This window comes from Janthinobacterium sp. BHSEK (assembly GCF_056174685.1).
In genome coordinates, this window is sequence record NZ_JBWBYV010000018.1 from 67,453 (window position 1) to 93,933 (window position 26,481).

Below are 26,481 nucleotides of genomic sequence, written 5' to 3' on the forward strand. Positions count from 1 at the left end.
GTTGCTCCTTTCAGCCCTTGATGCAGACGACCTGGCGCAAGGTATGCACCACTTCCACCAGGTCGCTCTGGTGCGCCATGACGGCGTCGATATTTTTATAGGCGGCCGGGATTTCGTCGATCACGCCGCCATCCTTGCGGCACTCGATGCCGGCCGTCTGCTCGGCCAGGTCGAAGCGGTTGAAGCGGCGCTTCGCCTCGCTGCGGCTCATGCTGCGCCCCGCCCCATGCGAACAGGAACAGAACGATTCCGGCTTGCCTTTGCCGCGCACGATGAAGCTGCGCGCCCCCATGCTGCCGGGGATGATGCCCAGCTCGCCCTGCCGCGCCGAAATGGCGCCCTTGCGCGTCACATACAAATCCTCATTGCCATGCGTTTCGCGCGCGATGTAGTTGTGATGGCAGTTGATCGCTTCGCCATCCAGCCGGAACGGCGGAGCAAACTTCGCCAGCACGTCGAGCACGCGGCGCATCATTTCACTGCGGTTGAGCAGCGCATAATCCTGCGCCCAGTCCACCGCCTCCACGTAGTCGTCGAAGACCGTGGAACCTTCGCTGAAGTACGCCAGGTCGGCGTCCGGCAGCTGCAGCTGGTGGCGCCGCATGTCCTTCTGCGCGGCAGCGATAAAGTAACGGCCGATCACGTTGCCGATGCCGCGCGAACCCGAATGCAGCATGATCCACACGCGCTGTTCCTCGTCCAGGCAGATTTCGATGAAGTGATTGCCGCCGCCCAGGGTGCCTGCCTGGCAGATCCACGTACGCTCGAACTGGCGCAGCATCTTGGCGATGCCGCGGTGGCGCTCGACGATGCGCGCCAGGCGGTCGCCGAGGGGCCGCACGGCGCGCGCCTGGCGCGAGCCTTGCACGCGGCTCCATTCGTGCTGCTCGAAGCCGACGGGTACTTCCGCTTCGATGGCACTGCGCAGGCGCGCCAGGTTGTCGGGCAGGTCGCTGGCCGTCAGGGTCGTGCGCACTGCATTCATGCCGCAGCCGATGTCGACGCCGACGGCGGCCGGGATGATGGCGCCGCGCGTGGGAATCACGCTGCCGACGGTGGCACCGATGCCGGCATGCACGTCAGGCATGGCCGCCACATGCGGATGGACGATGGGCAGGCTGGCGATATTGTGCAGCTGGCGCAGCGCCTGCGCGTCGATATCGTCGGTAAATATATGCACGGGCACCTGGGCGCCGCGCAGTGTCTGATGAATGGGCATAACGTCTTCCTTGGTATTGTCGTTATGCCGGGGCCCCTATGAAACAAAAAACCCCGGCGAGTTTCCTCACCGGGGTTTTGAAGGACACCGGCTCGGGATCGGCAATGTGCCGATGGCCCCGAGCGTCATGCACGGGGCTAGTGGTCGTACTTGCTGCCAGCCTGCTCGAACATGGGTTTCCTTTCTTTTGTTTGGTTAATCTCAACTGCGGATGCCGATTCTGCACCTTATGCTGCGGTGCGTCAATCCTTTTTCATGGTGAAGACGCCAACGTTGTTATTTTGTCGCAGCCGCTTTTTCCTTCGCGATGCGGGCATCGAGCTTGACTTCATTTTTGGCCGCGTAATTGCGGCACGCCTGCGCATCGATGAAAGGATTCGGCGTGACGCCTTCCAGCAATTGCGTCAGCTTCTGGTCGCCGCCCGAGTGGTCGGGGTGGGCCGAGATCAGGATGTCGCACGGCAGCCTGGCGAAGTCCTGCATGACGCGGCGGAAGGCCGGCGTCAGATCCCCATGGCGGTCATCGCCCAGGTAGTGAAAATCGTCGGCCGCCACCGGCGTCAGGCTGGCGCCGAACACCACGTTCAGGCAGTCCTGACGCTCTGCATCCTCGCACGACACCCAGGTCCAGCTGGTGCTGCCCGGCGTATGGCCGGGCGTGTAGCGCGCCGTGATGGTCACCTCGCCCAGTTGCAGGGTTTCGCCATCGGCGATTTCGCGCACGTTCTCCACGGCCGGCATGGGATCGATTTCACCCGCCTGCGGGTCCATGGCGAGCACCGAGCCCGCCCGCAGCGCCTGCGCACCGAGCGGACTGGCGACCACTTGCGCGCCGCTGTCGCGCGCCAGCGCGGCGATGCCGCCCGAATGGTCGAAATGCGCTTCCGTATTCAGGATGAACTTGATGTCTTCCAGGCGAAAGCCCAGCTCGAGGATATGTTCCTTGATGGCGGCCACCGATTGCGGCAGCGCGCCATCGATGAGGATCAAGCCTTCGCGCGTGTCGATCAGCACCACGCTCAAGCCGCCCACACCCACGTAATACGTGTCGCCGTGGATGCGCGCCGGCTGCTGCGGGCGGTTCCACTGCGCCGCATATGGCGAGGCGATCGGCTGTGTCAGGGGATCGATGGCGGGCGCGGCGGCATGCGCGGCAAATGGCAGCGCCAGGGTGGCCAGCGCAATGCTGAACAGGGTCTTGGGAAGGCAGAAAGGCGGCATGCGGCTCCAGTAATGAGTGTGCAGTAATCGATGCCACAGAGTAACGTCGCTACCCTCGCGCGGTCAAGCGGACGGGCGCAGCGACTTGCGCTACGATAGAGGCCCATTCACTCCCGCGCACCCTGCCGCCTTCTTGCCATGCGTTTGCTGATCCTGTCCGACCTGCACCTGGAAGTCTGGGGTGATGACACACCCGCCATCAACCTTGCCGCCAGCCGCCCCGACGTGGTGATCCTGGCCGGCGACATCGACACGGGCAGCCATGCCATCGCCTGGGCCGCGCGCACCTTCGGCGCCCTGCCCGTGCTGTACGTGCACGGCAATCACGAAGGTTATGGCCACCAGCTCGAACACATGCAGGACGCCGTGCGCGACGCCTGCGCCAGCGCCAATGCGCACGGTGCCGATATCCGCCTGCTCGACGGCGACGCCGTGACGCTCGATGGCGTGCGCTTCCTCGGCGTCACGCTGTGGACGGATTTCCTGCTGTTCGGCGCGGAGCGCCAGGAAGAAGCCATGCAGGCGGCGCAAGCCTACATGCCCGACTACAAGCGCATCAGCACGGGCGGCGATGCGCCGCGCCTGCTGTGCGCCAGCGACACGGCGCAGCTGCACGCGCAGCACCGCTCGTGGCTGGAACGGCAGCTGGCGCAGCCGTTCGATGGCAAGACGGTCGTCATCACGCACATGGCGCCATCGATGCTGTCGGTGGAGGAACAGTACGCAACGAACCTCGGCTCGCCCGCCTTCGCCTCGCAGCTGGACGACCTGGTGGCGCAGGCGGATCTGTGGGTGCATGGCCACATGCACGCCTCGCTCGACTATCGGATAGGCGCGTGCCGCGTCGTCTGCAACCCCTGCGGCTACAAGCGCCCCGATGGCACGCCGGAAAACGAGCGTTTTGACACAGGCTTCATCGTCGAAATCGCCAGCGCGGTTTAATTTTTTCGATAGCGCAACTGCACCACGCCGCTGGGCAGCTGGCGCGTGCCGTCCAGGCGCCAGCCGCTGCGCGGCAAGCCGTCCTCGAACAGGTGCACGCCCTTGCCCAGCACCACGGGCAGCACGGACAGGGTCAGGCTGTCGACGGCGCCCTCGCGCAAGCCGGCGCGGATGACGGCGCCGCCATCGAGATACACGTGGCGGCAGCCCTCCCCGGCCAGCGCCTCCAGTACCGTCCCTACGCTGCCTTCGCGGCGCTGCTCGCCATGGCGCGGCACGAAATCGCGGTGGCTCAATACCACCACGCGCTTGCCCGCATACGGCCACGGCTCGAACCCCAGCACGGCGTCATACGTGGTGCGGCCGATCAGCAGCGTATCGACCTGCGCCATCAAGGCCGTGTAGCCGGTGGCCTCGGGCGAGTCGGGCGCCAGCTCGGCCAGCCAGGACAGGTCGCCGTTTTCTCCCGCGATGCAGCCGTCGATGCTGATGCCGAGAAAAGCGCTGACGAAAGGTTCTTGCATGGATGTTCCTTCAATTAATTCTACAGTGTAGAATTATGCCCATGAAATCAAAAAAACTTCAAGACCTGGAATCTCCCGTGCGCCGCGCCGGCCGTCCACGCCGCGCCGCGCCCGCGCTGGACAGCGCCGCTATCCTGCAGGCAGCCCTGGCCCTGCTGGAAGAGCAAGGCGAAGCGTTTTCCATGCGCGCGCTGGCGCAGCGGCTGGACGTCGATGCCATGGCCCTGTATCACTACTACGCGGGGAAAGAGGAGTTATTGCTTGCCTTGATGGCGCAGCGTTTTGCCGCGCTCGATCCGCGCCAGCCGCCGTTTACACGGCGCCAAACGCCCCAGCGCCGCCTGTTCGCGCTGTGCGCGCTGTACCTGGAACTGGTCAGCGCCACGCCGTATTTCGTGCGCCTGATGGCGCGCGGGCTCGTCACGCAAGCCGATGTGGCCGAGCGCTTTACGGCGCTGTTCGAACTGGCCCTGGACGGCCTTGATCTGCCGCAAAAGATGCGTCTGCGCGGGCGCGACGCGCTCGTCGATTTCCTGCACGGCTATGCGCTGGCGGGCAGGCCGTCCGGCGAAACGCAATGGCACGCGTCGGTCGGCCTGATCCTGGCGGGCATGGCCGCCGGTCACTCGCCGAGCATCAGGCCAGCAGCTTGAGCAGCGCCTGGGCGGCCGCTTCCGACGAGGCGGGATTCTGGCCCGTGACCAGCAAGCCATCGGTGACGGCGTACGGCTGCCAGTCGCCCAGCTTGGAGTAGACGCCGCCGTTTTGCTTGAGCATGTCCTCGACGAGGAAGGGCACGATGGCCGTCAAGCCGACGGCGTCTTCCTCGGTATTCGTAAAGCCCGTCACCTGCTTGCCGCGCACCAGCGGCGAGCCGTCGGCCGCCTTCACGTGGCGCAGCACCCCGGGCGCGTGGCAGACGGCGGCGACGGGCTTGCCGGCGGCGATCATCTGCTCGATCAGCGCGATCGAGTGCGGGTCTTCGGCCAGGTCCCACAGCGGACCATGGCCGCCCGGGTAGAACACGGCGTCAAAGTCGGCCGCCTTCACGTCGGCCAGCCTGCCCGTGCTGGCCAGCACGGCTTGCGCCGCGGCGTCCTGCTTGAAGCGGCGCGTGGCGTCCGTCTGCGAATCGGGCTCGTCGCTTTTCGGGTCCAGCGGCGGCTGGCCACCGTTGGGTGAAACGACCGTCAGCTGCGCGCCCGCTGCCTGCAAGGCATAGTAGGGCGCGGCGAATTCTTCCAGCCAGAAGCCGGTCTTCTTGCCCGTGTCGCCCAGTTGATCGTGCGAGGTCAGTACCATCAGGATGTTCATGTTGTTTCCTTTTATGTCAGGGTTACAGTGCTGCTTCGAGGATACGGCGGCTGCGCGCGAGGTCGATATCGCGGTGTTCGCCGAGGGAGGTCATGCCATGTGCTTCCAGTTGCGTCAAAACCGCTTGCACCGCTTCCTGACCCAGCTGATAGGCCGACAAACGGGTCGGAATACCCAGCCCTTCAAAGAAGGCGCGGGTGCGGGCGATGGCCGCGGCGATACGCTCGTCGTCGCTGCCCTGCGTGATGTTCCAGACACGTTCGCCATATTGCAGCAATTTGCCGCGTTTCTGCTCGCGCTGCACGTCCAGCAGTGCGGGCAGCACCAGGGCCAGGGTGCGCGCATGGTCGATGTCGTACAGGGCCGTCAGTTCGTGGCCAATCATGTGGGTGGCCCAGTCCTGCGGCACGCCGGCGCCGATCAGGCCATTCAGGGCCAGGGTGGCCGTCCACATCAGGTTGGCGCGGGTGGCGTAATCGTCGGGCGAGGCGACCGCCTGCGGCGCGATCTCGATCAAGGTCTGCAGCAAGCCTTCGGCAAAGCGGTCCTGCACCTTCGCCTGCGCCGGATAGGTCAGATACTGTTCCGTGGTGTGGACGAAGGCGTCGACCAGGCCATTGGCCACCTGCGTGGCCGGCAAGGTAAACGTTTTACTGGGGTCGAGCACGGAAAACTGCGGGTACAGCAGCGGGTTGCGAAAACTCAGCTTGTCCTGCGTGGCTTTTTTCGTCACCACGCCGCCGCTGTTCATTTCCGACCCCGTGGCCGGCAAGGTCAGCACCGTGCCGAACGGCAGGGCGCGCTGCACGTTGACGCCGCCGCGTTCGGCGATTTCCCACGGCTCGCCGTCGTACAGGGCGGCTGCGGCGACGAACTTGGTGCCGTCGATCACGGAGCCGCCGCCAACGGCCAGCAGGAAGTCCAGCTTCTCGCCGCGCACCTGGGCCACGGCGCGCATCAGGGTTTCATAGCTGGGATTGGGTTCGATGCCGCCAAACTCCCGCACCGTGCACTGGCCCAGCGCAAGAGCAGTACGCACTTCGGCGAGGGTACCGGTCTTTTCCGCGCTGGCGCCGCCGTACAAGATCAGCACGCGCGCATCGTGCGGCACCAGGGTGGACAAGTTGGCGACGGTATCAAGACCGAAGACGATACGGGTCGGGTTGTGGAAGTCAAAATTCTTCATGCTGCAACTCCTTTTATTATTAGACTGGTCGTCTAGAATACGGTTCAAAAAAACGCGGACGCTCGTCATCCGCGTATCTGGCGCCCTTATTGATCAGGCGGCAGCTGCAACATGGCCAGGGTCGCCCGCCAGGCCGTTCGCAAGGCGCTGGCGTCGCGCCGCAGCTTGGTCAGCATGGCCGCGCCCAGCCACAGCTGGTACAAGGTGGCGGCCATCTGCGCCGGATCGGCCACCGATGGCAGGGAATCGTCCACCCTGCCCCGCGCGATGGCCAGGGCCAGCCTGGCGATGATGCGGCGGGTGCCGTCGAGCAGCGCCACGCGCATCGGTTCGGACATGTCCGCCACTTCGCTGCTGAGCTTGACCACCAGGCAGCGGCAGTCGCAGTCGCTGCCATCGAGGCTCTCGCTGGTCCAACTGGCCCAGTAATCCATCAGCGACTGCGCCGCGCTCCGGCCCGGCTGCTCCAGCACGCGTTCCATTTCGTCCAGGTAGCGCGTCACGTAGTCTTCCAGCATCGCTACGCCAAACAGTTCCTTGGACTTGAAGTAATGGTAGAACGAGCCCTTGGGCACGTCGGCGGCCGACAGGATCTCGTTCAGCCCCACGCCGGCAAAACCCTTGCGCGTGATGATGGCCTTGCCCTGGTCGATAATGTGCTGGCGCACGTCGGTGTATTCAGCTTTCATGCGACGATTGTAGCACAATTAGACCAGTCGTCTAGTTCAAATTGCACCCAGAGAAAAATTCTGGAGTCAGACCCTCAAGGCCGCCAACGCAGAGGCTTGCGCTAACGGGTACGGGGGTCTGACCCCGGTATGCAGCTTAGGCGAACTTCTTGAAATCCGGCTTCCTCTTTTCAAAGAAGGCCGTAAACGCTTCCTTCGCTTCGGCGCCGCCCAGCATGGCGCTGAACAGCTTGTTTTCGTCGGCGATGGCCGCCTTCATCGGCTCCATGCGGCTTTGCTTCATCAGGCGCTTGGTGGCGCGGATCGACGCGGCTGGCAATGCCACCAGCTTGGCTGCCTGGCCTTGCGCGAAGGTCATCAGGTCATACAGGGGCACGACTTTCGACACGAGACCCATTTCCAGCGCTTCGCTGGCGGGGAAGGACTCGCCCAGCATCAGCTTTTCCGCCGCGCGCGGGTAGCCGGCCAGTTGCGTGAGCAGCAGGCTGGAACCGAATTCCGGGCACAGGCCCAGCTGCGTGAACGGCATCGAGAAGCTGGCGTTGTCGGCCGCATACACGAGGTCGCAGTGCATCAGCAAGGTCGTGCCGATGCCGATGGCGGGGCCGGAGACGGCAGCCACCACGGGCTTGCTGCTGCCGTACAGGGCGCGCATGAACTGGAACACGGGACGGTCATGGTCGAGCGAGCCATCCTTCGGGCGCGCCGTCTTCATGAAGTCGTCGAGGTCGTTGCCGGCCGTGAAAATCTCGCGCTTGCCGCAGATCAGGATGGCGCGTACTGCATCGTCCGTCTCGGCCGCCACCAGCGCGTCGGCCAGGGTCTGGTACATGGCGCCCGTGATCGCATTCTTGCGTTCCAGGCGGTTGAATTCCAGGGTCAGAATGCCCTCGCTCTTGCTGCACAAAATATCCATGTCGTCTCCAAAAAGATAAAGGGCGCCGAGGTATCCCCAGCGCCCAAGTTTTGACTAATCTTATCTGACCACTGACGTCACGACGCCTGGCAGAAGCGTAGCGAGCGGCAGCGAGTTGTGGCCGGGACGCGCAACTGTGCGAAGGCACAGTGAGCATCGCAGGCCGCGAATCGCAACGCGCAGTAGCTTATGCCAGGTGTCATCAGACGCGCTCGAAGATGCCTGCTGCACCCATGCCGGCGCCCACGCACATCGTCACCATGCCGTACTTCTGCTTGGTGCGCTGCAGCGCGTGGATCACGGTGGCGGCGCGGATGGCGCCGGTGGCACCCAGCGGGTGGCCCAGGGCGATCGCGCCGCCCATCGGGTTGACCTTCGATGGGTCCAGGCCCAGGTCGCCGATCACGGCCAATGCCTGTGCGGCAAACGCTTCGTTCAGCTCGATCCAGTCCAGCTGGTCTTGCGTGATGCCGGCGGCGGCGCAGGCGGCTGGAATGGCGAATTTCGGACCGATGCCCATGATTTCCGGCGGCACGCCGCGCACGGCGAACGAGGAGAATTTCGCCAGCGGGGTCAGGTTATGCTCACGCAGGATTTTTTCGCTGACGATCAGCAGCGCGCCGGCGCCGTCGGACATCTGCGAGCTGTTGGCGGCCGTGACGCTGCCCTTGGCGGCGAACACGGGCTTCAGTTTTGCCAGCGACTCCATCGACGAATCGGCGCGCGCGCCTTCGTCGGTGTCGACGGTGCGGCGCGATACGTCCACCTGGCCGGTGGCCAGGTTCGGCGTGCGCGTGATGATTTCCACGGGTGTCGTTTCCGCCTTGAAGAAACCGGCTTGCTGCGCGGCGATGGCGCGGCGGTGCGATTCGACGGAGAACGCATCCTGCTGTTCGCGCGACACTTTCCATTGCTGCGCCACTTTCTCGGCCGTCAGGCCCATGCCGTAGGCCATGCCGATGTTCTCGTCGCTGAACATGTCCAGGTTCATCGACGGGTGGTGGCCCATCATCGGCACCATCGACATCGATTCAATGCCGCCGGCGATCATGACGTCGGCTTCGCCCACGCGGATGCGGTCAGCCGCCATGGCGATGGCCGTGATGCCCGAGGCGCAGTAGCGGTTGACAGTGACGCCGCCCACGGTTTTCGGCAAGCCGGCCAACAGCACCGAGTTACGCGCGATATTGAAGCCCTGCTCCGCTTCCGGGAACGAGCAGCCGATGATGGCGTCGGTGATCAATGCCGGGTCCAGGCCAGGCGCTTGCGCCAGGGCCGATTGCAGCACGCGCACCAGCAGGTCGTCCGGGCGGGTGTTTCTGAACATGCCGCGCGGCGCTTTGCCGATCGGGGTGCGGGTTGCAGAGACGATGTACGCGTCTTGAAGTTGTTTGCTCATTTTGTTCTTTCAAAGATGTTGAACGAGGTTCGTGTTCTGTCGAATGTCCTGGGTGGCGGTCTATCGCTTCTGCGACAGATACCAGTCCACCGTCACCTGTGCCGCCAGCGTGCCTTCGGCATCGAAAATATCGACCGCCACGGGAAACGCCACCTTGCCGTCCTGCGCCAGCTGCGCCTTCAAGGCAGCCAGGTCGCCCGGTACCCGGCCTTCGGCGCGCGTCGCGCCCCGGGCCACCTTCTGGTACTGAATGCGCGACTCCTTGGCCACCGGTCGCAAGCCCAGTATCAGCTCGGCGAAGCCGCCAGCCATGGCCGCGCCGGAAGCCGTTTCGGCCAGGGTAAACAAGGCGCCCGCATGCTGCGTGCCCAGGTGATTATGCAGTTTGGGATCGTCCGGCAGCGACACCTTCGAGGTGCCGGCGCCGATCTCGTCGATGCTGATCCCCAGCAGCCGCACGAAGGGCAAGGTGTCCATCATCTGTTGTTTGATACGGTCATACACCATGCTTGGCCTCACGCGCAGCAGTACTTTAAAAACAAGGGACAGGATCGTCATCGACGTTGTGCTTAGTTGCGTACCGGCTTACCGGTCTGCATCATGCCCATGATCCGTTCCTGGGTTTTCGGATGGTTCAACAGCTCCAGGAATGCCTTGCGTTCCATATCCAGCAGCCACTGTTCGCTGACGAAACTGCCCTGGTCCACGTCGCCGCCCGATACGATCTCGGCGATCATCTCGCCCAGCTTGAAATCGTGCGCCGAAATGAAGCCGCCGTCGCGCATGTTGACCAGCTGCGCCTTGATGGTGCCCCAGCCGTAACGGCCCGTGACCTGGATCAGCGATGGCAGTTGCGGACGGAAGCCCGCGTCGAACATGGCGCGCGCTTCGACCTTGGCCACGTGCAGCAGCTCGTAGGCGTTGAACACGATCACGTCGTCTTCCTTCAGGTAGCCCATTTTTTTCGCTTCCAGCGCCGATTTCGACACGTTGGCGGTGGCCGCATTGGTGAAGCCCGTCTTCAGGAATTGCAGGATGTCGTTGCCCTTGGCTTCCTTGTAGGCGCGCTGCGCCGCTTCCTTCAAGCCGCCGCCGGCTGGAATCAGGCCCACGCCCACTTCCACCAGGCCGATATACGACTCGATCGAGGCCACGCGCTTCGATGCGTGCAGCGCCAGCTCGCAACCGCCGCCCAGTGCCAGGCCGGCGACCGCGGCGATCACCGGCACGTTCGCGTATTTCAGCGACATGAAGGTGTTCTGCAGTTCGGCGATGATCGGATCGACGGCTTTCACGCCGCCTTGCATGAAGGCCGGCAGGGCCGATTGCAGGTCGGCGCCGGCCGAGAAGGCGCCGCCTTCGGCCGCGTCGGCGTGCCAGATCACCAGGCCCTTGAAGTTTTTCTCCGCTTCGGCCAATGCCAGTTTCAGGCCGTTGATCACGCCTTCGCCGATCACGTGCATCTTGGTCTTGAACGAGATGATCAGGACGTCGTCGCCCGTATGCCAGACGCGCACGGATTCGTCTTCGAAGACGGTGGTGCCGGCGGTCTTGCCGTCGATGGCGCCGCTGCCCAGCACGGGCGCGCGGAACTGCTGGCGGTCGTAGACGGACAGGTTAGAGCGTGGCACGAAGCTGTTCGACACGGCGGAATACGAACCTTCCGGCGTGTGCACGCCGCCTTTTTCAGCGACCGGGCCTTCGAATACCCAGGCAGGCAAAGGCGCGTTGCACAGCGCGTGGCCGGCGTCGATGTCTTCCTTGACCCAGTTGGCCACTTGCAGCCAGTTCGATGCCTGCCACGTTTCAAACGGACCCACGTTCCAGCCGAAGCCCCAACGCATGGCGAAGTCGATGTCGCGCGCATTGTCGGCCACGGTGTCCAGATGGATGGCGATGTAGTGGAAGGCGTCGCGGAAGATCGCCCACAGGAACTGGCCTTGCGGATTCGTCGATTCGCGCAGCGCCTTCATCTTCTTGACCGGATCCTTTTCCTTCAGGATGCGGGCGATGATGTCGGCCGCCTTGGCGCCGCCAGCGACGTATTCACCGGTGGCGAAGTCCAGGCGCTGGATTTCCTTGCCGACCTTCTTGTAGAAGCCCGCGCCGCTCTTCTGGCCCAGCGCGCCTTTTTCCACCAGCTGCGCCAGCACGGCCGGCGTCTTGTAGACGGCGGCGAACGGATCGTTCGGCAGGTAGTCCTGCATGGTCTTGATCACATGGCCCATGGTATCCAGGCCGACCACGTCCGCCGTGCGGAAGGTACCCGACTTGGCGCGGCCCAGCTTGGCGCCGGTCAGGTCATCGACAACGTCCACGGACAGGCCGAATTTTTCCGCTTCATGCACGATGGCCAGGATGCCGAACACGCCAACGCGGTTGGCGATGAAGTTCGGCGTATCCTTGGCGCGGACCACGCCCTTGCCCAGGGTGGTGGTCAGGAAGCCTTCCAGCTGGTCGGCGATTTCTGGCTTGGTGAACTCGGTCGGGATGATTTCGACCAGGTGCATATAGCGCGGCGGATTGAAGAAGTGCACGCCGCAGTAGCGCGATTTCAGGTCGGCGTCGAAGCCCTCGGCCAGCTTGGTGATCGACAGGCCCGAGGTGTTCGAGGCGAAGATCGCGTTCGGGCCGATGTGCGGGGCCACCTTCTGGTACAGGTCGTGTTTCCAGTCCATGCGCTCGGCGATGGCTTCGATGATCAGGTCGCAACCGGCCAGCAGGTCCAGGTTGTCTTCGTAGTTGGCTACCTGGATCAGCGCGGCGTCATCCTTGTTGCCCAACGGCGCAGGCGACAGTTTTTTCAGGTTCTCGATGGCGCGCAGCACGATGCCATTCTTCGGGCCTTCCTTTGCCGGCAGGTCGAACAGCACGACCGGCACTTTCGCGTTGATGCAGTGGGCGGCGATCTGCGCGCCCATCACGCCGGCGCCGAGGACGGCTACTTTTTTAACGATGAAATTGGTCATATTTTCCTCAAGTCTTAGAACAGGTCTGCGTCGAGTGCCATCAGGTTGGCCGAACCGGAACGCGCCTGACGGATCAGGGTTGCCGTCTCAGGCTGCAAGCGGGCGAAGTAGAAACGTGCGGTAGCCAGTTTGGCGGTGTAGAACTTGTCGCCGCTGGATTCTTTTTCGAGGGCGATCTTGGCCATCTGCGCGAACAGATAGCTGTAGATCATGTGGCCGACGACGCGCAGGTAAGGCACGCAGGCCGCGCCCACTTCGTCCGGATTCTGGAAGGCCTTCATGCCGATTTCCATGGTCAGCTTGGTGACTTTGTCGCCCAGGTCGCCCAGTGGGGTGACGAATTCGCTCATCGCCTCATCGGTGCCGTTGTCTTCGACGAAGGCCTTGATCTTTTCGCCGAACTTGCGCAGCTTGGCGCCGTTGTCGCCCAGGATCTTGCGGCCCAGCAGATCCAGCGACTGGATCGTGTTCGTGCCTTCGTAGATCATGTTGATGCGCGCGTCGCGCACATACTGCTCCATGCCCCATTCCGAGATGTAGCCGTGGCCGCCGAACACTTGCATCGCGTCCGAGGTGGCGATCCAGGCGTTATCGGTGATGAAAGCCTTGATGACGGGCGTCAGCAGCGCCACTTCGTCGGCCGCGTCCTTGCGCACGTCGGCGTCCGGGTGGTGCAGTTCGCGGTCGATCTGCAGCGCCACGTACGAAGTGAAGGCGCGCGCGCCTTCGGCGTAGGCTTTGCCCGTCAACAGCATGCGGCGCACGTCAGGGTGCACGATGATGCGGTCGGCCGGCAGTTCCGGGTTCTTGATGCCGGACAGCGAACGCATTTGCGTGCGGTCCTTGGCATAGATCAGCGCGTTCTGGTAGGCGATTTCCGTCAGGCCCAGCGACTGCATGCCCACGCCCAGGCGGGCCGCGTTCATGAAGACGAACATGGCGTTGAGGCCCTTGTTCGGCTGGCCGATGATCCAGCCTTTCGCGCCGTCCAGGTTCATCTGGCAGGTCGAGTTGCCGTGGATGCCCATCTTTTCTTCGATGGCGCCGCAGGTGATCGGGTTGCGCTCGCCGACCGTGCCATCCGCGTTCGGCAGGAATTTCGGCACCAGGAACAGCGAAATGCCTTTCGAGCCTTCCGGTGCGTCCGGCACGCGGGCCAGCACCAGGTGCAGGATGTTTTCCGCCATGTCGTGCTCGCCGGCCGAGATGAAGATCTTGTTGCCGGTGATGGTCCAGGAACCGTCCGCCTCAGGCAGCGCTTTCGAGCGCAGCAGGCCCAGGTCGGTGCCGCAGTGCGGTTCGGTCAGACACATGGTGCCCGTCCATTCGCCCGACACCAGCTTCGGCAGGTAGACTTGCTTCTGGTGGTCGGTGCCGTGTTCCTTCAGGCACTCGTAGGCGCCGTGCGACAAGCCAGGGTACATGGACCAGGCCTGGTTCGACGAGTTCAGCATTTCATAGAACGAATTGTTCAGCACGACAGGCAAGCCCTGGCCGCCGTATTCCGGATCGCAAGCCAAGGCCGCCCAGCCGCCTTCGACGTATTGCTTGTAGGCTTCCTTGAAACCTTTCGGCGTGGTCACGCTTTTCGTGACGGGGTCGTGGTGGCAGCCTTCGCGGTCGCCGGAGTGGTTCAGCGGGAACAATACTTCGGAAGTGAATTTGCCGCCCTCTTCCAGCACCTGGTTGATGATGTCGGCGTCGACGTCGGCGTACGACGGCATTTGCTTCAGTTCTTCTTCCACTTGCAGGAACTCATGCAGGACGAATTGCATATCCCGGATTGGCGCGACGTATTGACCCATAATTTTCTCCTGAAGGCGATTAGCTAAAGTGTTGTACTTGTAGTGCGTGTGCGTTTGTTGCGGATACTGCCTGACGGCTTATTTGCTTGTGACGCAATTCTGGTACGACGCCAGCAGGCGGATAAAGCCTGCTTGCGCCCGTTCGATGCTGCCCGGCACGCGCAGGAAGCGCGCGTCGTGATGCAGGGCCAGGATCAGGCCATACATCTCATACACCAGCTGCTGGGCGTCCGTGTCCGCTTTCAGGTCGCCCGTGGCGATCGATTGCTCGACACAGCGCAGCAGCGCGCCCTGCCAGGCCCGCACCATGGCCACCAGGGCCTCGCGGATGGGACCGGGACGGTCGTCATACTCGACGGCGCCGCTGATATAGATGCAGCCGGAAGCGATTTCCACGCTGACCCGCTTGACCCAGCGCGCAAACATCGATTGCAGGCGCTGGATGCCGCGCGGCTCTTTCATGCTTGGAAAAAAGACTTCTTGCTCGAAACGATAGTGGTAGAGCTTCAGCACTTCCATCTGCAAGTCTTCGCGCGAGCCGAAGTGGGCAAACACGCCCGACTTGCTCATGTTCATTTTGTCCGCAAGCAGCCCAATGGTCAGGCCTTCCAGGCCGTCGCGGCTGGACAGGTCCAGCGCCACGTCGAGGATGGCTGCACGGGTCAGTTCGCCCTTGCGCATGAATTTGACTGAAGTATTCAAGATGTCCGTTCTAAAAATGATGTTGCCGATTTGGCGGACTGAAGCGAGGGTAAAAAAAAGCACGCCTCGAAAAAATCCGAACGCTCGTACTATTATCCACTACCACGTAAAAGTCAAACGGGAACTTTAGAGCCGGCGTTCTATTGGTGCAGCGCAGCATTTTTTGGCCGCGTGTTTGGATCGGTTTCAGGCGGCAAAAGCGCCGCGCGCCTTTGCCTTGCAGCAACAAGCACGCCTCAGGAAAGGTCGCCTGCCTTGCTCAATTGACGGCGGTCGCGCTTGGTCGGCCGCCCCTTGATGGTGCTGCCCGGCTCGCGGAACAGCTTGCGCTCCTCGGCCAGCTGCTCGCGGCGGGCGATGCTGGCCGACGTTTCGCCGTACAGCAGGCGCGCCACGCTTGCCGCGCCGCGCTTGTCGGACAGGCCCAGCACGGCCACTTCCCACGTTTCCGCGCCATTGTCGATGGCCAGCTCGTCGCCCACGCGCAGACTGCGCGCCGGTTTCACGCGCTCGCCGCCCACCTTGACCTTGCCCGTGTCGACCGCTTCGCTGGCCAGCGAGCGCGTCTTGAAGAAGCGCGCCGCCCACAGCCATTTGTCCAGCCTGACCGTTGTCATATCACTCATGCGTACTTGCCTACTGAAAAAATGCGCATCACCAGCCGGTACGCGAGGAACGCGGCTTCGTAGCCGATGCGCCGGAAGCGGCCGATGTGCTTGAAATCGTCCTGGTGGATCACGATGCCGTCGGCCACGCCCTGCTCGATGTGCTGGCGCAGGCTTTGTGCGAAGGCCACGTCCTTGATCACCACGTTCGCTTCCTGGTTCAAAAACAGGCTCAGCGCGTCAATATTGCTCGACCCCACCGTCGCCCAGTCATCGTCGACGACGGCCACCTTGGCGTGCAGCTGCGTCTTGCGGTATTCGACGATTTTCACGCCGGCGGCCAGCAGCTTCGGATAAAACGAGTGCGCCACGGCATCCTGCATGCGGAATTCGCCCACGCCGATCAGCAACACCACGTCGACGCCCCGCTGGGCCGCCTGGGCCAGGGCGTGGCGCAGCTTGTGCCCGGGCGCGAAATACGGGTTGGCCAGCATCACGCTTTTCCTCGCCTGGCCCAGCGCCTGCAGGTAGGCGCGCTGGATGGTGCGGCGGTTGCGCAGGTTGTCGCGCACGACAAAGCCGGCCACGACAGGGTTCTTCGCCAGCTCCTTGCTGACGACGCGCATCTTGCGGTACAGCTTGATACGCCGCACCAGGTTCATCTTGCCCAGACGCGCCCACTGCGCCTGCACCTCTTCATGGATGGCGTCCACCAGCGGGCCCTTCACCTGCACGGCGAAATCCCAGCGCGGCGCTTCCAGGCTGATGTTGTGGTCGTAGTCGCAAAACATGTCGTCGTTGATATTGATGCCGCCCACCAGGGCGATCTCGCCATCGGCCACGCAGATCTTGCGGTGCGTGCGCGTGATGCCGCGCCGGAACCACGGGTTGAAGATACGGTGGTGCACGCCGGCCGCTTCCAGCTGCGCATGCATGGCATTGACCCGGCGGTTGCCCGTGCCGAACCAGTCCGTGATCATGCACACCAGCACGCCGCGCGCGGCCGCCCGCTTCAGGGCGTCGAGCACCAGGGTGCCCGTGGCGTCGTCGGCAAAGATATACGTCTCGAAATACACTTCCGAGCGCGCGCCATCGATGGCCGCAATCAGGGCAGGAAAGTAATCGGTGCCGCAATACAGCAGCTGGATGTCGTTGTGGGCGATGAAGTTGACTGTGCGCATGCCGGCAGTCTACGCGAGTTTCAAAGCAGCAACTATCGGTGCGTGGTCCGACAATTTCGCCCACAGGGTGCCATGCATCACTTGCGCGCCTTCCACGTGGAAACCGCGCACATAGATGCGATCCAGGCGGAACCACGGCAAGGCGGCGGGAAAGGTGCGCGCCGGCACGGGTGTCGGCGTTTTCGTCTGCCGCCGCGCCAGGGTGCGCACGAGGTCGCCCAGGGCCGAGTTCGACGCCCGCTGGTCGAACACTTCCACCACGCCCAGCGCATTGCGCAGCTTGTCGCTGAGCGTGTTGCGCCAGTCATTGAAGTCGCCGGCGATGATGACGGGTTCGCCGTTCGGCGCCGATTCCATGACGGCGTCGATCAGCGCCTGCGTCTGCCGGCCCCGTCCCGACTCGAACAGGCCCAGATGGACCACGTAGCAATGCACGTCGGCCTGCGGCGTCTTGAGCACGCAATGCAGGATGCCGCGCTGCTCGTAGGCATGGTCGGACACGTCGTGGTTGGTTTGCGAGGCGATGGGGAACTTGCTCAGCAAGGCGTTGCCATGGTGGCCATGGTCGTACACGGCATTCATGCCGTAGGCGGAATGGTGCTCGGCGCCGGCAAAGAACTCGTGCTGCGACGCTTCCGGCCAATGCTTGTGGCCGTTTTTCTCGGCGCCATAGCGGGCCGCATTGCGGTCGTGCTTGCCTTGCACCTCTTGCAGGAACACGACATCGGCATGGAACAGGGCGATCGCCTGCTTTAAAGCATGCACGCGGGGCAAGCCCCGCACGGAGGAAACGCCCTTGTGGATATTATAAGTTGCTACGCGGATTTTCATGCATTGATTCTACTCCCAGACGGGGCCCGCGCGGCGCCTGCATTAGGTGCGCGTGCGCACCTAATGCAGACTTTTTCCGGCGGCCAAGGCTTGCCACGCTCAGGCCAGAAAACTATCGAGGGCGCTGATGCTGCCAACGAGGATGCCGACAAGCCACAACACCCTGACCGCGATGGGTGCGCTGCTCCAGCTGAAGGCGCCCCGTCCACCCGCAAACAGGCGCGGATGCAAGAGAAAGCCCAGCATCAGCAAAGGCAAGCCCGCCTGCGGCAAGGTGGCAGGCGGATGGTCGGGGAAGCATACGGCAGACAGGGCAACAAAGACCCACGACAGAAATAGCGCCCCCAGCATGCGCTTCGATAAAGAAAGTCGAGTCCAATTGAGCATATCAACAAACCTTTCGTCCACACGTGACATCATTAACTAGATAGTAACATCACGGACGATGGCTTGCGATCTGTCAAGCCAGCATGCGTCCCACGCCCGCCGTCACGCTGACGATCAGCGCGGTAATGCCGGCCGCCCAGACGATCTTGACCAGCAAGGGCGCGCCGCGCCAGGCCACGGTGCGCTTGCCCTTGGCAAACGCGCCCGGGTGCAACAGCCAGCCGATCGCCATCAGCGGCATGCCGATGGGTGGCGTGCGGCCGGGTACGGTGGAGCTAAACAGCAGGAAGATAAAGCACAGGCAAAAAACGATGCCCAGGGTGCCCAGCAGTTTTTGCTGTGCAGTCAAATGTAACCAGTTCAACATGGAATGCTTTCGAGGAAAATCAAATGGGACGCACCAGGCCCGTCATGGCCGGCAATTGCAGAATCGCTTCCGCGTTGGACGACGAGAAACAGCGGTCGGCCGCCGCCAGATAAGGCAGCCACGCGTACTGCAAGTGTTCGCGGGGGCTCAGGGTGATGGCGATGTCGCGCGGCACTTGCACGCTGAACACGTGTTCCGTATTGCGCGTCACACCGGGCGCATAGCGGTGGCGCCAGATCGGATAGATCTCGTACACATTCGACAAGTTCCAGTCGCGCAGCACGATATCGTGCCCATCGGCAACGATGCCGGTTTCCTCGCACAATTCGCGCGCGGCCGTCTGCAGCAGCGGCTCATCGACGGCGTCGACGGAACCCGTCACCGATTGCCAGAAACCGGGCTGGCCCGCGCGTTCGATCAGCAAGACGTCAAGGTCAGCCGTATGAATGACGACCAGCACGGAAACAGGGATTTTATGAGTCATATCAACAATGAAAAAGGCGCCACGACAGCGCCTTTTTTTGCATAGTGGATCAAACAGCGGCCGCCGGGGCAGCCGCATGCTTCATTACACTACTTTAGGCTCGGCGCTGCGCAAACGGATGTGCAGTTCACGCAATTGCTTCTCGTCCACTTCCGACGGCGCATGGGTCAGCAAGTCTTGCGCGCGCTGGGTTTTCGGGAAGGCGATCACGTCGCGGATCGATTCGGAACCCGTCATCATGGTCACGATACGGTCCAGGCCGAATGCCAGGCCGCCATGCGGTGGCGCGCCGTATTGCAGCGCGTCGAGCAGGAAGCCGAACTTCAGCTGCGCTTCTTCCGCGTCGATCTTCAACGCGCGGAACACCTTCGACTGCACTTCTTCGCGGTGGATACGGATCGAACCGCCGCCCAGTTCCCAGCCGTTCAAGACCATGTCGTAGGCCTTGGCGATGCAGGCGCCCGGATCGCTTTCCAGCATGTCTTCATGGCCGTCTTTCGGCGCCGTGAATGGATGGTGGGTCGCCGTCCAGCGGTCCGCTTCTTCGTCGTGCTCGAACATCGGGAAGTCGACCACCCACAATGGCTTCCATACGTCTTCGAACAGGCCGGCTTTCTTGCCGAACTCGCTGTGACCGATCTTCACGCGCAGCGCGCCGATGGCGTCGTTGACGACCTTGGCCTTGTCGGCGCCGAAGAAGATCAGGTCGCCGTCTTGCGCGCCCGTCTGCTCGAGGATCGTGGCCAGCACGTCGGCAGGCAGGAACTTGACGATCGGCGACTGCAAGCCTTCAGGACCCTTGGCTTTCTCGTTGACCTTGATGTAAGCGAGGCCCTTGGCGCCGTAGATGGCGACGAATTGCGTGTAGGCATCGATTTCCGAACGGGGCATGCTGCCGCCTTGCGGTACGCGCAGGGCCACCACGCGGCCGCCTTTCATGTTGGCGGCGCCGTTGAAGACCTTGAACTCGACCGACTTCATGACTTCGGTCAAGTCCGTGAAGGCCAGCTTGACGCGCATGTCCGGCTTGTCGGAGCCGTACAGGCCCATCGCTTCGGCGAAATCCATCACCGGGAACGGGTTCGGCAGGTCGATGTTCAGGGTGTTCTTGAAGACGACGCGTATCATGTCTTCGAACAGGTCGCGGATTTCCTGTTCCGTCAGGAACGAAGTTTCGCAATCGATCTGCGTGAATTCAGGCTGGCGGTCGGCGCGCAAGTCTTCGTCGCGGAAGCACTTGGTGATCTGGTAGTAACGGTCGAAGTTAGCGACCATCAACAGTTGCTTGAACAACTGTGGCGATTGCGGCAATGCGAAGAAGCTGCCCGCGTTCACGCGCGACGGCACCAGGTAGTCGCGCGCGCCTTCTGGCGTGGACTTGGTCAGCATCGGCGTTTCGATGTCGATGAAGCCCAGCGCGTCGAGGTACTTGCGCACTTCCATCGTCACCTTGTAGCGCAGGCGCAGGTTGTTCTGCATTTGCGGGCGGCGCAGGTCCAGCACGCGGTGCGTCAGACGCGTCGTTTCCGACAGGTTGTCGTCGTCCAGCTGGAACGGCACGGGCACGGACGGGTTCAGCACTTCCAGCTCCGAGCAGACCACTTCGATCTTGCCCGACTTCAGGTTGTTGTTGATCGTGCCTTCGATACGGTTGGTGACGACGCCCGTCACGCGCAGGCAGAATTCGTTGCGCACGGCTTCGGCGACCTTGAACATCTCCGCTTGTTCCGGGTTGCAGACGATTTGCACCAGGCCTTCACGGTCGCGCAAGTCGATGAAAATCAGGCTGCCGTGGTCGCGGCGGCGATGTACCCAGCCGCACAGGCTGACGGTTTGTCCCAGCATGGCTTCGGTAACGAGGCCGCAGTATTCAGTACGCATAGACATAAAATTCTCAGTTCAGGTTAGTGAGTGTTCAATCCGGCCACGTCCCGCATGGGACGCCTGCCTTTATTCTTTGGCTGCCGGGGCCGGTACAGCAACAACTTCCGCAGGCGCCACCACGCCCATCGAGACGATATATTTGAGCGCCGCATCGACGCTCATGTCGAGTTCGACGACATCGCTGCGCTTCATCATCAGGAAAAAGCCTGACGTCGGGTTCGGCGTCGTCGGCACGTACACGCTGACATAGTCGCCCACCAGGTGGTTCGCCGCATCGCCGCCCGGCACGCCCGTCAGGAAAGCGATGGTCCAGGAGTTCTGGTGCGGATACGGCACCAGCACGGCCTTGCGGAAGGCATTGCCCGACGGGGAAAACAGGGTATCCGACACTTGCTTGACGCTCGAATACAGGGAATTGACGATGGGTATGCGTTGCAGCAATTTTTCCCACAGTTTCACCACGTAATTGCCGACCAGGTTATTCGTCAGCAAGCCCGTGAAGAACACGATCAGCACCGTCAATACCGTGCCCAGGCCGGGAATGGTGCTCAGCGCGGGAATCTGGCGGCCGAACCAGACGCTGGGCTGCGTACTGCCGGGCACCAGCAACAGCGACTGGTCCATCGTGCTGATCACCAGATTCAGGACCCAGGCGGTAATGGCCAGGGGCACCAAAATCAGTAATCCGGTAATAAAGTATTTACGCATCGGTTTCTCGGTAATGGATCGTATCGGCGCGGCGCGCTTTTCAGTCCGCTTTCGGCGCAGCGGCAGCCGGGGCGGGCGCAGGTGCCGCGGCAGGCGCGCTCTCGGCGGCCGGGGCAGGCTTGGCGTTATCGGCCGGGCCCGTCGGAATGGCCGTGGTGGGCGCCGTGCCGCCGCGGAAATCGGTCGCGTACCAACCGGTGCCCTTCAATTGGAAACCGGCGGCCGTCAATTGTTTCTTGAAACTGGGCTTGCCGCACGACAGGCACACCGTCAGTACTGGATCGGAGATCTTTTGCAAGACATCCTTGGCAAAACCACACTCGTCACAACGGTAAGCGTAAATCGGCATCTCTACTCCGAGAAAATCATCAAAAACCCTGAATTATAAAGCTTTTCCGCCATTCCCAGCGGAAAATGCCCGTCCGCCCGGCCTGTCAGGCTCAGTCCGCCCGGCGGCGCCAGCTCATCCAGCGCTCCTTGCCCGCGAAGACGGCGATGGAGTCGTCGACGGCTTCGTCGGCCAGGCAGTCGAAATGCGGCGCCAGCAATTCCTGCAGTGTTACACGCGAAATGCCGAACGGCGGCCCCTTGGCATTATCGTCAAAGAAAAAGTAGCCGGCCAGCATGGCGCCCGGCGCCAGCAGCTGCGCCCAGCGGGCCGCCACCTGCGGCCACATGGCGCGCGGCATGGCGCACAGGAATGCCCGTTCATAGATCAGGTCCAGCGGCGCAGCCGGCTGCCAGGCAAAGAAATCCGCTTCCACCACCTGCCCTGCCCGCTCGCCCAGCTGCCCGCGCGCGGCGGCCACGGCGGCCGGCGAAAAGTCGATGGCCGTGGCATCCCAGCCGTGGTCGAGCATGAAAACCAGCTCATACGCGGAGCCGCAGCCGGGAATCAGGCAGCGCAGCGGCGCCGGACTGCCGGCCACGAAGCTGCGTAGGCGGGACGGCACGCCGCCATGGTCCCAGGGCGTGAATTGCTTCTCGAAACGCTCGTCCCAGAAGGCGGGAGAGAGCGGGTCGCGGTTGTGGAAGTCAGCCATCACTTACGTCCTGATCCAGTTAAAACGGCAGTTGATGCCAGCGCATGAACACTTGCAAGCCCAGCGCGCCGAGCGCGAAAGCGCCCACGAAGTACACGATAAAGCTCAGCAAGCGGTTCGTCTGGCGTTGTTCCGCCAGCAAGGTTTTCATCAATTCCACGTCGTTTTCGCGCGGTTCGCCATGCACCGTCAAGGCCTGGTGCAGCAAGCGCGGCAGTTGCGGGAAGATGTGCGCGTAACGGGGCGCCTCGGCGCGCAAGCGCTCCATGAAGCCTTGCGGCCCCACCTGGTTGCTCATCCATTTTTCCAGGTAGGGCTTGGCCGTTTGCCACAGGTCCAGTTCCGGGTCCAGCTGGCGGCCCAGGCCTTCGATATTGAGCAGGGTCTTTTGCAGCAGCACCAGTTGCGGCTGCACTTCCACGTTGAAGCGGCGCGAGGTCTGGAACAGCCGCAGCAACACTTGCCCAAAAGAAATATCTTTCAGCGGACGGTCGAAGATCGGCTCGCAGCAGGCGCGCACGGCCGCTTCCAATTCATCGACACGCGTATCTTTCGGCGCCCAGCCCGATTCGATGTGCGCCTCGGCCACGCGCTTGTAGTCGCGGCGGAAGAAGGCGAGGAAGTTTTGCGACAGATAATCCTTGTCGTAGTCATTCAACGTTCCCACGATGCCGAAGTCGAGCGCGATGTAGCGGCCGAACGAGTCGGGCGCGATCGACACGAGGATATTACCCGGGTGCATGTCTGCATGGAAAAAGCCATCGCGGAACACTTGCGTGAAGAAAATTTCCACGCCATCGCTGGACAGTTTGCGCAAATCCACGCCGGCCGCCACCAGGCGGTCCGTCTGCGACACGGGAATACCAACCATGCGCTCCATGACGATGACGCTGCTGGAACAGTAATCCCAGTGCATTTCCGGCACCAGCAGCAAGTCCGAGTTGGCGAAATTGCGGCGCAACTGGCTGGCGTTGGCCGCCTCGCGCATCAGGTCCAGCTCGTCGTGCAGGTATTTGTCGAACTCGCCCACCACTTCCTTGGGTTTCAAGCGTTTGCTGTCGGCCCACAGCCGGCTGATCCAGTCGGCGGCGATGTGCATCAGGGCCACGTCTTCGTCGATCAGCTTTTTCATGCCTGGACGCAAGACCTTCACGGCCACCGCGCGGCCATCTTTCAGGGTGGCGAAGTGCACCTGCGCAATCGAGGCGGACGCCACCGGTTCGCGCTCGAAGCTGGCAAACAATTGATCCGGGTGCGCACCGAGCGACTTGGTGATCTGCGCGATGGCCAGGTCGGAATCGAAGGGCGGCACGCGGTCTTGCAGGCGCGCCAGTTCTTCGGCGATATCGGGCGGCATCAGGTCGCGCCGGGTCGACAGCACCTGGCCGAACTTGACGAAGATCGGGCCCAGCTCTTCCAGTGCCAGGCGCAGGCGCAAGCCCCGTGGCGACGACAGGTCGCGCCAGAAAATCAGGGTGTCGATCAATTTGGCGGTGCGGGGAACTTGCAGACCAGAAATCGCTATCTCATCCAGGCCGTACTTGATGGAAACACGGATGATTTTAAACAGGCGCAGGAATTTCAATATCATGTAGACAAATCCGGTGAGGAGGACTGCGGCTGAACGGCGGCGGCCGCCTTTTCCAGCCGGGCAAGACGCTTGGCCAGGCGTTCGACGTCATCGCGCACGCGCGTCACGCCAGCGGAATACTCTTGCAGGGTAGCAGGACGGATCAGCATGGGCTGTTCGTCGAGAAAATATTCGGCCACGTTTTCCGCCAGCTTTTGCTGGCCCGTGCGCACGAAGGCGGCGGCATCTTTCGCACCGGCAACGAGACGCGTGGCCAGCATGGGGCCGACGATCTTTTCCAGGTCGTGCTCGGCTTCCCAGCGCAAGCCCTGGCTCAATTGCGAAATCGCATTGGCAAACTCGGCATCGCCTTCGATCTTGACGTAGGAAAACGCCCGCTCGCGGTTTTGCAGGATCAGCGGCACATCGGACAATTTGACGCGAATGGTCACATTGGCAACTACGTCCGCCGGTGCCGCCTCCAGCATGCCGGCGCTGTCGACGCGCAGGCGCAGGGTCACGGCGCCCGTGTCGATGCAGGCCAGCTTGCCGGCGTGCACGGCCAGCTGCTGGCGCGCCCACGGCTCCTGCGCCAGTAAATGGTTGATAGTCGCGATGACGGGCGTCATCAGGGAGAGATCGGAAAGTGGTGCCATCGTGTGCCTGCGCGCCAAACGCGCCCCTAAAAATGAAAAACCGCCCGTACAACAACGCGGGCGGTTTCGATCTTACCAGTTCAGCAGGAAATATCTGTCAAGCATCATGCATTCCGCATGGACTTAAGCCATTATTCAGCAAGTTTTTACAATTAATTCAATTGCTGGATGCCTGCCAGGACCCAGCCGCTGTTGCCGCTGACGGGTTTCGACATATTCCACACTTCCGCGAACGGTTCGGCCGCCGCGCCCGGCGCCGAACGGATCAGGCCCGTAAACTTGACGCTGGCCAGGTAATCGTTGACGCTCGTCTCGATACCGAGCAGTTCGGCATCGATGGTCACGACATCCGTAAAGTCCGGCTGCGCGCCCCGTTCCTGGATTTGCATGCGCAGTTCCGCATACACTTCCGGCGACGTGAATTCGCGGATATCGTTGACGTCAGCCTTGTCCCAGGCCGCCTGCAGGCGAATGAAATTGCTTTTCGCGTGGCGCAGGAAGGCATCCTTGTCGAAGTCGCCTGGCACGCCCCATGGCGCGGCAGCCGGTGCCGGCTTGTCCAGGCCGACGCCGGACGAGACGGGTTGCAGCGGCGGCAGCGGCGGGATGCGCGAACCGATGTCGGGCACATTGCCGGCCGGCGCAGGCTGGTTACCGAAGCCGGCGAACGGCGCATTGCCGGCGTTGCTGTCGCGCTTGCCGCGCACCATGCGGTAGATGAAGAAGGCCACGCCGGCCAGCAAGGCCACCATCAGCAGGGTGCTGATCATGCTGGCCAGGGCGCCGCCCAGGCCAAAATGCGACAGCAGCGCGCCCAGACCCAGGCCCAGCAGTGCGCCGCCCAGCAAGCCTTTCCAGCGGCTCGGCGCCTTGGCGGCCGGTGCCGGTGCGGGAGCCGGCGCAGGTTGTGCCTGGCGCGGCGCGGCGGCCGGCGCCGGGGCGGGTGCCGGTGCGGGCGCCTGGCGACCCACGTTTTGCGACTGACGGCCAAACGAACGGCCACCGCCCATGGGACGGGCCAGCGCCTCGCCCAGCATGGATACCGTGGTCGCGGCCAGCATCATGCCGACCATAAATTTCTTCAATTTCATTCCATCTCCTAAAATCACCAACGTTGATGCATTACATCTTGATACCGGTGTGCAAAGCGGCAATGCCTGCCGTCAAATTGTAGTACTGCACGCGCTCCAGGCCCGCCGTTTCCATCATGGTCTTCAAGGTTTCCTGGTCAGGGTGCATACGGATCGATTCGGCCAGGTAGCGATAGCTTTCCGCGTCGCCGGCGATTTTCTGTCCAAACCACGGCAAGACGGAGAACGAATACAGGTCGTACGGCTTTTGCAGGGGCGCCGCCACCTTGGAAAACTCCAGCACCAGCAGCTTGCCGCCCGGCTTCAGCACGCGGCGCATTTCCGCCAGCGCCACATCCTTGTGCGTCATGTTGCGCAGGCCAAAGGCCACGCTGACGCGGTCGAAATAGTTATCGGGGAATGGCAGTTTTTCCGCGTCACACAATAAGGTGGGGGTGAGCAAGCCGCGATTCAAGAGGCGGTCGCGGCCCACGCGCAACATCGATTCATTGATATCGGTCAACCAGACTTCGCCGGTAGGGCCCGCCTGCTTGGCGAATGCCTTCGACAGGTCGCCCGTGCCGCCGGCGATGTCGAGCACCTTGAAACCGGGGCGCACGCCCGCGTTGGCAATGGTGAACGTCTTCCACAGACGGTGCAGCCCGCCCGACATCAAGTCGTTCATCACGTCGTATTTGGCAGCGACGGAATGGAACACCTTGGCGACTTCGCGCACTTTGTCGTCTTCTGCAACTGTTTTGTATCCGAAATGGGTCGTATTGGTCATGGTAGGCAGTCTGTTTGAACTT

Annotated in this window: 28 protein-coding genes; 2 read left to right on the plus strand and 26 right to left on the minus strand. The window is 62.7% G+C overall.

Going from position 1 to position 26,481, the window contains the following annotated elements; genetic code table 11:
- Positions 1–10: 10 nt before the first annotated feature.
- Together AC0V2Y_RS08665 and bla are read right to left on the minus strand one after the other, a co-directional pair.
- Positions 11–1,219, minus strand: a complete 1,209-nt coding sequence (locus AC0V2Y_RS08665; RefSeq protein ID WP_475417142.1) for an RtcB family protein — start codon at positions 1,217–1,219, stop codon at positions 11–13.
- Between the two features lie 276 nt (positions 1,220–1,495).
- Positions 1,496–2,440, minus strand: coding sequence for a subclass B3 metallo-beta-lactamase (bla, locus tag AC0V2Y_RS08670; RefSeq protein ID WP_475417141.1), 945 nt, complete (start codon positions 2,438–2,440; stop codon positions 1,496–1,498).
- A gap of 138 nt (positions 2,441–2,578) precedes the next feature.
- Here bla and AC0V2Y_RS08675 point away from each other — a divergent pair, with 138 nt between their 5' ends.
- Positions 2,579–3,382, plus strand: coding sequence for a metallophosphoesterase family protein (locus AC0V2Y_RS08675; protein ID WP_475417140.1), 804 nt, complete (start codon positions 2,579–2,581; stop codon positions 3,380–3,382).
- On the opposite strand, the gene AC0V2Y_RS08680 is transcribed toward AC0V2Y_RS08675, so the two are convergent.
- Entirely contained in the window at positions 3,379–3,906 is a 528-nt protein-coding gene (locus AC0V2Y_RS08680) for a dihydrofolate reductase family protein (RefSeq protein WP_475417139.1), read from the minus strand. The genes AC0V2Y_RS08675 and AC0V2Y_RS08680 overlap by 4 nt on opposite strands.
- A 41-nt stretch (positions 3,907–3,947) precedes the next feature.
- Between AC0V2Y_RS08680 and AC0V2Y_RS08685 the strand changes: the two genes are divergently transcribed.
- Positions 3,948–4,559, plus strand: a complete 612-nt coding sequence (locus AC0V2Y_RS08685) for a TetR/AcrR family transcriptional regulator (protein WP_475417138.1) — start codon at positions 3,948–3,950, stop codon at positions 4,557–4,559.
- Here AC0V2Y_RS08685 and AC0V2Y_RS08690 read toward each other — a convergent pair.
- From AC0V2Y_RS08690 to ubiE, 23 genes are all read right to left on the minus strand, one after another.
- Entirely contained in the window at positions 4,543–5,220 is a 678-nt protein-coding gene (locus AC0V2Y_RS08690; protein WP_475417137.1) for a type 1 glutamine amidotransferase domain-containing protein, read from the minus strand. The genes AC0V2Y_RS08685 and AC0V2Y_RS08690 overlap by 17 nt on opposite strands.
- A gap of 22 nt (positions 5,221–5,242) precedes the next feature.
- Positions 5,243–6,406 carry an iron-containing alcohol dehydrogenase gene (locus AC0V2Y_RS08695; protein ID WP_475417136.1) on the minus strand — a complete coding sequence of 388 codons (1,164 nt, stop codon included), beginning with the start codon at positions 6,404–6,406 and terminating at the stop codon, positions 5,243–5,245.
- Positions 6,407–6,492: 86 nt separating this feature from the next.
- Positions 6,493–7,095 carry a TetR/AcrR family transcriptional regulator gene (locus AC0V2Y_RS08700; protein WP_475417135.1) on the minus strand — a complete coding sequence of 201 codons (603 nt, stop codon included), beginning with the start codon at positions 7,093–7,095 and terminating at the stop codon, positions 6,493–6,495.
- 136 nt (positions 7,096–7,231) lie between these two features.
- Positions 7,232–8,011, minus strand: a complete 780-nt coding sequence (locus AC0V2Y_RS08705) for an enoyl-CoA hydratase (protein WP_465047129.1) — start codon at positions 8,009–8,011, stop codon at positions 7,232–7,234.
- Positions 8,012–8,213: 202 nt separating this feature from the next.
- Positions 8,214–9,410: an acetyl-CoA C-acyltransferase gene (locus tag AC0V2Y_RS08710; RefSeq protein WP_099378511.1), complete on the minus strand. Its 1,197-nt coding sequence runs from the start codon at positions 9,408–9,410 to the stop codon at positions 8,214–8,216.
- 60 nt (positions 9,411–9,470) lie between these two features.
- Complete coding sequence (locus AC0V2Y_RS08715; protein ID WP_092802187.1) at positions 9,471–9,917, minus strand: PaaI family thioesterase; 447 nt, start codon at positions 9,915–9,917, stop codon at positions 9,471–9,473.
- A 62-nt stretch (positions 9,918–9,979) separates the two neighbouring features.
- Positions 9,980–12,379, minus strand: a complete 2,400-nt coding sequence (locus AC0V2Y_RS08720) for a 3-hydroxyacyl-CoA dehydrogenase/enoyl-CoA hydratase family protein (RefSeq protein ID WP_475417134.1) — start codon at positions 12,377–12,379, stop codon at positions 9,980–9,982.
- Between the two features lie 14 nt (positions 12,380–12,393).
- On the minus strand, positions 12,394–14,184 hold the full coding sequence (locus tag AC0V2Y_RS08725; RefSeq protein WP_475417133.1) for an acyl-CoA dehydrogenase C-terminal domain-containing protein: 1,791 nt from the start codon (positions 14,182–14,184) through the stop codon (positions 12,394–12,396).
- A gap of 78 nt (positions 14,185–14,262) precedes the next feature.
- Entirely contained in the window at positions 14,263–14,865 is a 603-nt protein-coding gene (locus AC0V2Y_RS08730; protein WP_086140281.1) for a TetR/AcrR family transcriptional regulator, read from the minus strand.
- Positions 14,866–15,122: 257 nt separating this feature from the next.
- On the minus strand, positions 15,123–15,512 hold the full coding sequence (locus AC0V2Y_RS08735; RefSeq protein ID WP_475417132.1) for an RNA-binding S4 domain-containing protein: 390 nt from the start codon (positions 15,510–15,512) through the stop codon (positions 15,123–15,125).
- On the minus strand, positions 15,509–16,672 hold the full coding sequence (gene clsB, locus AC0V2Y_RS08740; protein WP_475417131.1) for a cardiolipin synthase ClsB: 1,164 nt from the start codon (positions 16,670–16,672) through the stop codon (positions 15,509–15,511). The genes AC0V2Y_RS08735 and clsB overlap by 4 nt, the downstream gene beginning before the upstream one ends.
- Positions 16,673–16,681: 9 nt before the next feature.
- Positions 16,682–17,503 carry an endonuclease/exonuclease/phosphatase family protein gene (locus AC0V2Y_RS08745; RefSeq protein ID WP_475417130.1) on the minus strand — a complete coding sequence of 274 codons (822 nt, stop codon included), beginning with the start codon at positions 17,501–17,503 and terminating at the stop codon, positions 16,682–16,684.
- A gap of 99 nt (positions 17,504–17,602) precedes the next feature.
- Positions 17,603–17,854, minus strand: a complete 252-nt coding sequence (locus AC0V2Y_RS08750; protein WP_475417129.1) for a hypothetical protein — start codon at positions 17,852–17,854, stop codon at positions 17,603–17,605.
- Positions 17,855–17,963: 109 nt separating this feature from the next.
- Complete coding sequence (locus AC0V2Y_RS08755; RefSeq protein ID WP_046682130.1) at positions 17,964–18,257, minus strand: hypothetical protein; 294 nt, start codon at positions 18,255–18,257, stop codon at positions 17,964–17,966.
- A gap of 19 nt (positions 18,258–18,276) precedes the next feature.
- Positions 18,277–18,741 (minus strand): dihydroneopterin triphosphate diphosphatase, encoded by a 465-nt coding sequence (nudB, locus tag AC0V2Y_RS08760; RefSeq protein WP_475417128.1) that lies wholly within the window; start codon positions 18,739–18,741, stop codon positions 18,277–18,279.
- 84 nt (positions 18,742–18,825) lie between these two features.
- On the minus strand, positions 18,826–20,622 hold the full coding sequence (gene aspS / locus AC0V2Y_RS08765; RefSeq protein ID WP_070221635.1) for an aspartate--tRNA ligase: 1,797 nt from the start codon (positions 20,620–20,622) through the stop codon (positions 18,826–18,828).
- A gap of 69 nt (positions 20,623–20,691) precedes the next feature.
- The gene (locus AC0V2Y_RS08770) at positions 20,692–21,333 is read right to left on the minus strand and encodes a DUF502 domain-containing protein (protein ID WP_077398981.1); all 642 of its coding nucleotides are present in this window, start codon (positions 21,331–21,333) and stop codon (positions 20,692–20,694) included.
- A 40-nt stretch (positions 21,334–21,373) separates the two neighbouring features.
- Positions 21,374–21,682, minus strand: coding sequence for an FmdB family zinc ribbon protein (locus AC0V2Y_RS08775; RefSeq protein WP_077398979.1), 309 nt, complete (start codon positions 21,680–21,682; stop codon positions 21,374–21,376).
- A gap of 91 nt (positions 21,683–21,773) precedes the next feature.
- Positions 21,774–22,376: a methyltransferase gene (locus AC0V2Y_RS08780; RefSeq protein WP_475417127.1), complete on the minus strand. Its 603-nt coding sequence runs from the start codon at positions 22,374–22,376 to the stop codon at positions 21,774–21,776.
- Between the two features lie 19 nt (positions 22,377–22,395).
- Complete coding sequence (ubiB, locus tag AC0V2Y_RS08785; protein ID WP_475417126.1) at positions 22,396–23,967, minus strand: ubiquinone biosynthesis regulatory protein kinase UbiB; 1,572 nt, start codon at positions 23,965–23,967, stop codon at positions 22,396–22,398.
- Positions 23,964–24,602, minus strand: coding sequence for a ubiquinone biosynthesis accessory factor UbiJ (locus AC0V2Y_RS08790; RefSeq protein ID WP_475417125.1), 639 nt, complete (start codon positions 24,600–24,602; stop codon positions 23,964–23,966). The genes ubiB and AC0V2Y_RS08790 overlap by 4 nt, the downstream gene beginning before the upstream one ends.
- 152 nt (positions 24,603–24,754) lie before the next feature.
- Entirely contained in the window at positions 24,755–25,693 is a 939-nt protein-coding gene (locus AC0V2Y_RS08795; RefSeq protein ID WP_475417124.1) for a Tim44 domain-containing protein, read from the minus strand.
- A gap of 31 nt (positions 25,694–25,724) precedes the next feature.
- The gene (gene ubiE, locus AC0V2Y_RS08800; protein WP_034753359.1) at positions 25,725–26,459 is read right to left on the minus strand and encodes a bifunctional demethylmenaquinone methyltransferase/2-methoxy-6-polyprenyl-1,4-benzoquinol methylase UbiE; all 735 of its coding nucleotides are present in this window, start codon (positions 26,457–26,459) and stop codon (positions 25,725–25,727) included.
- Positions 26,460–26,481 lie beyond the last annotated feature (22 nt).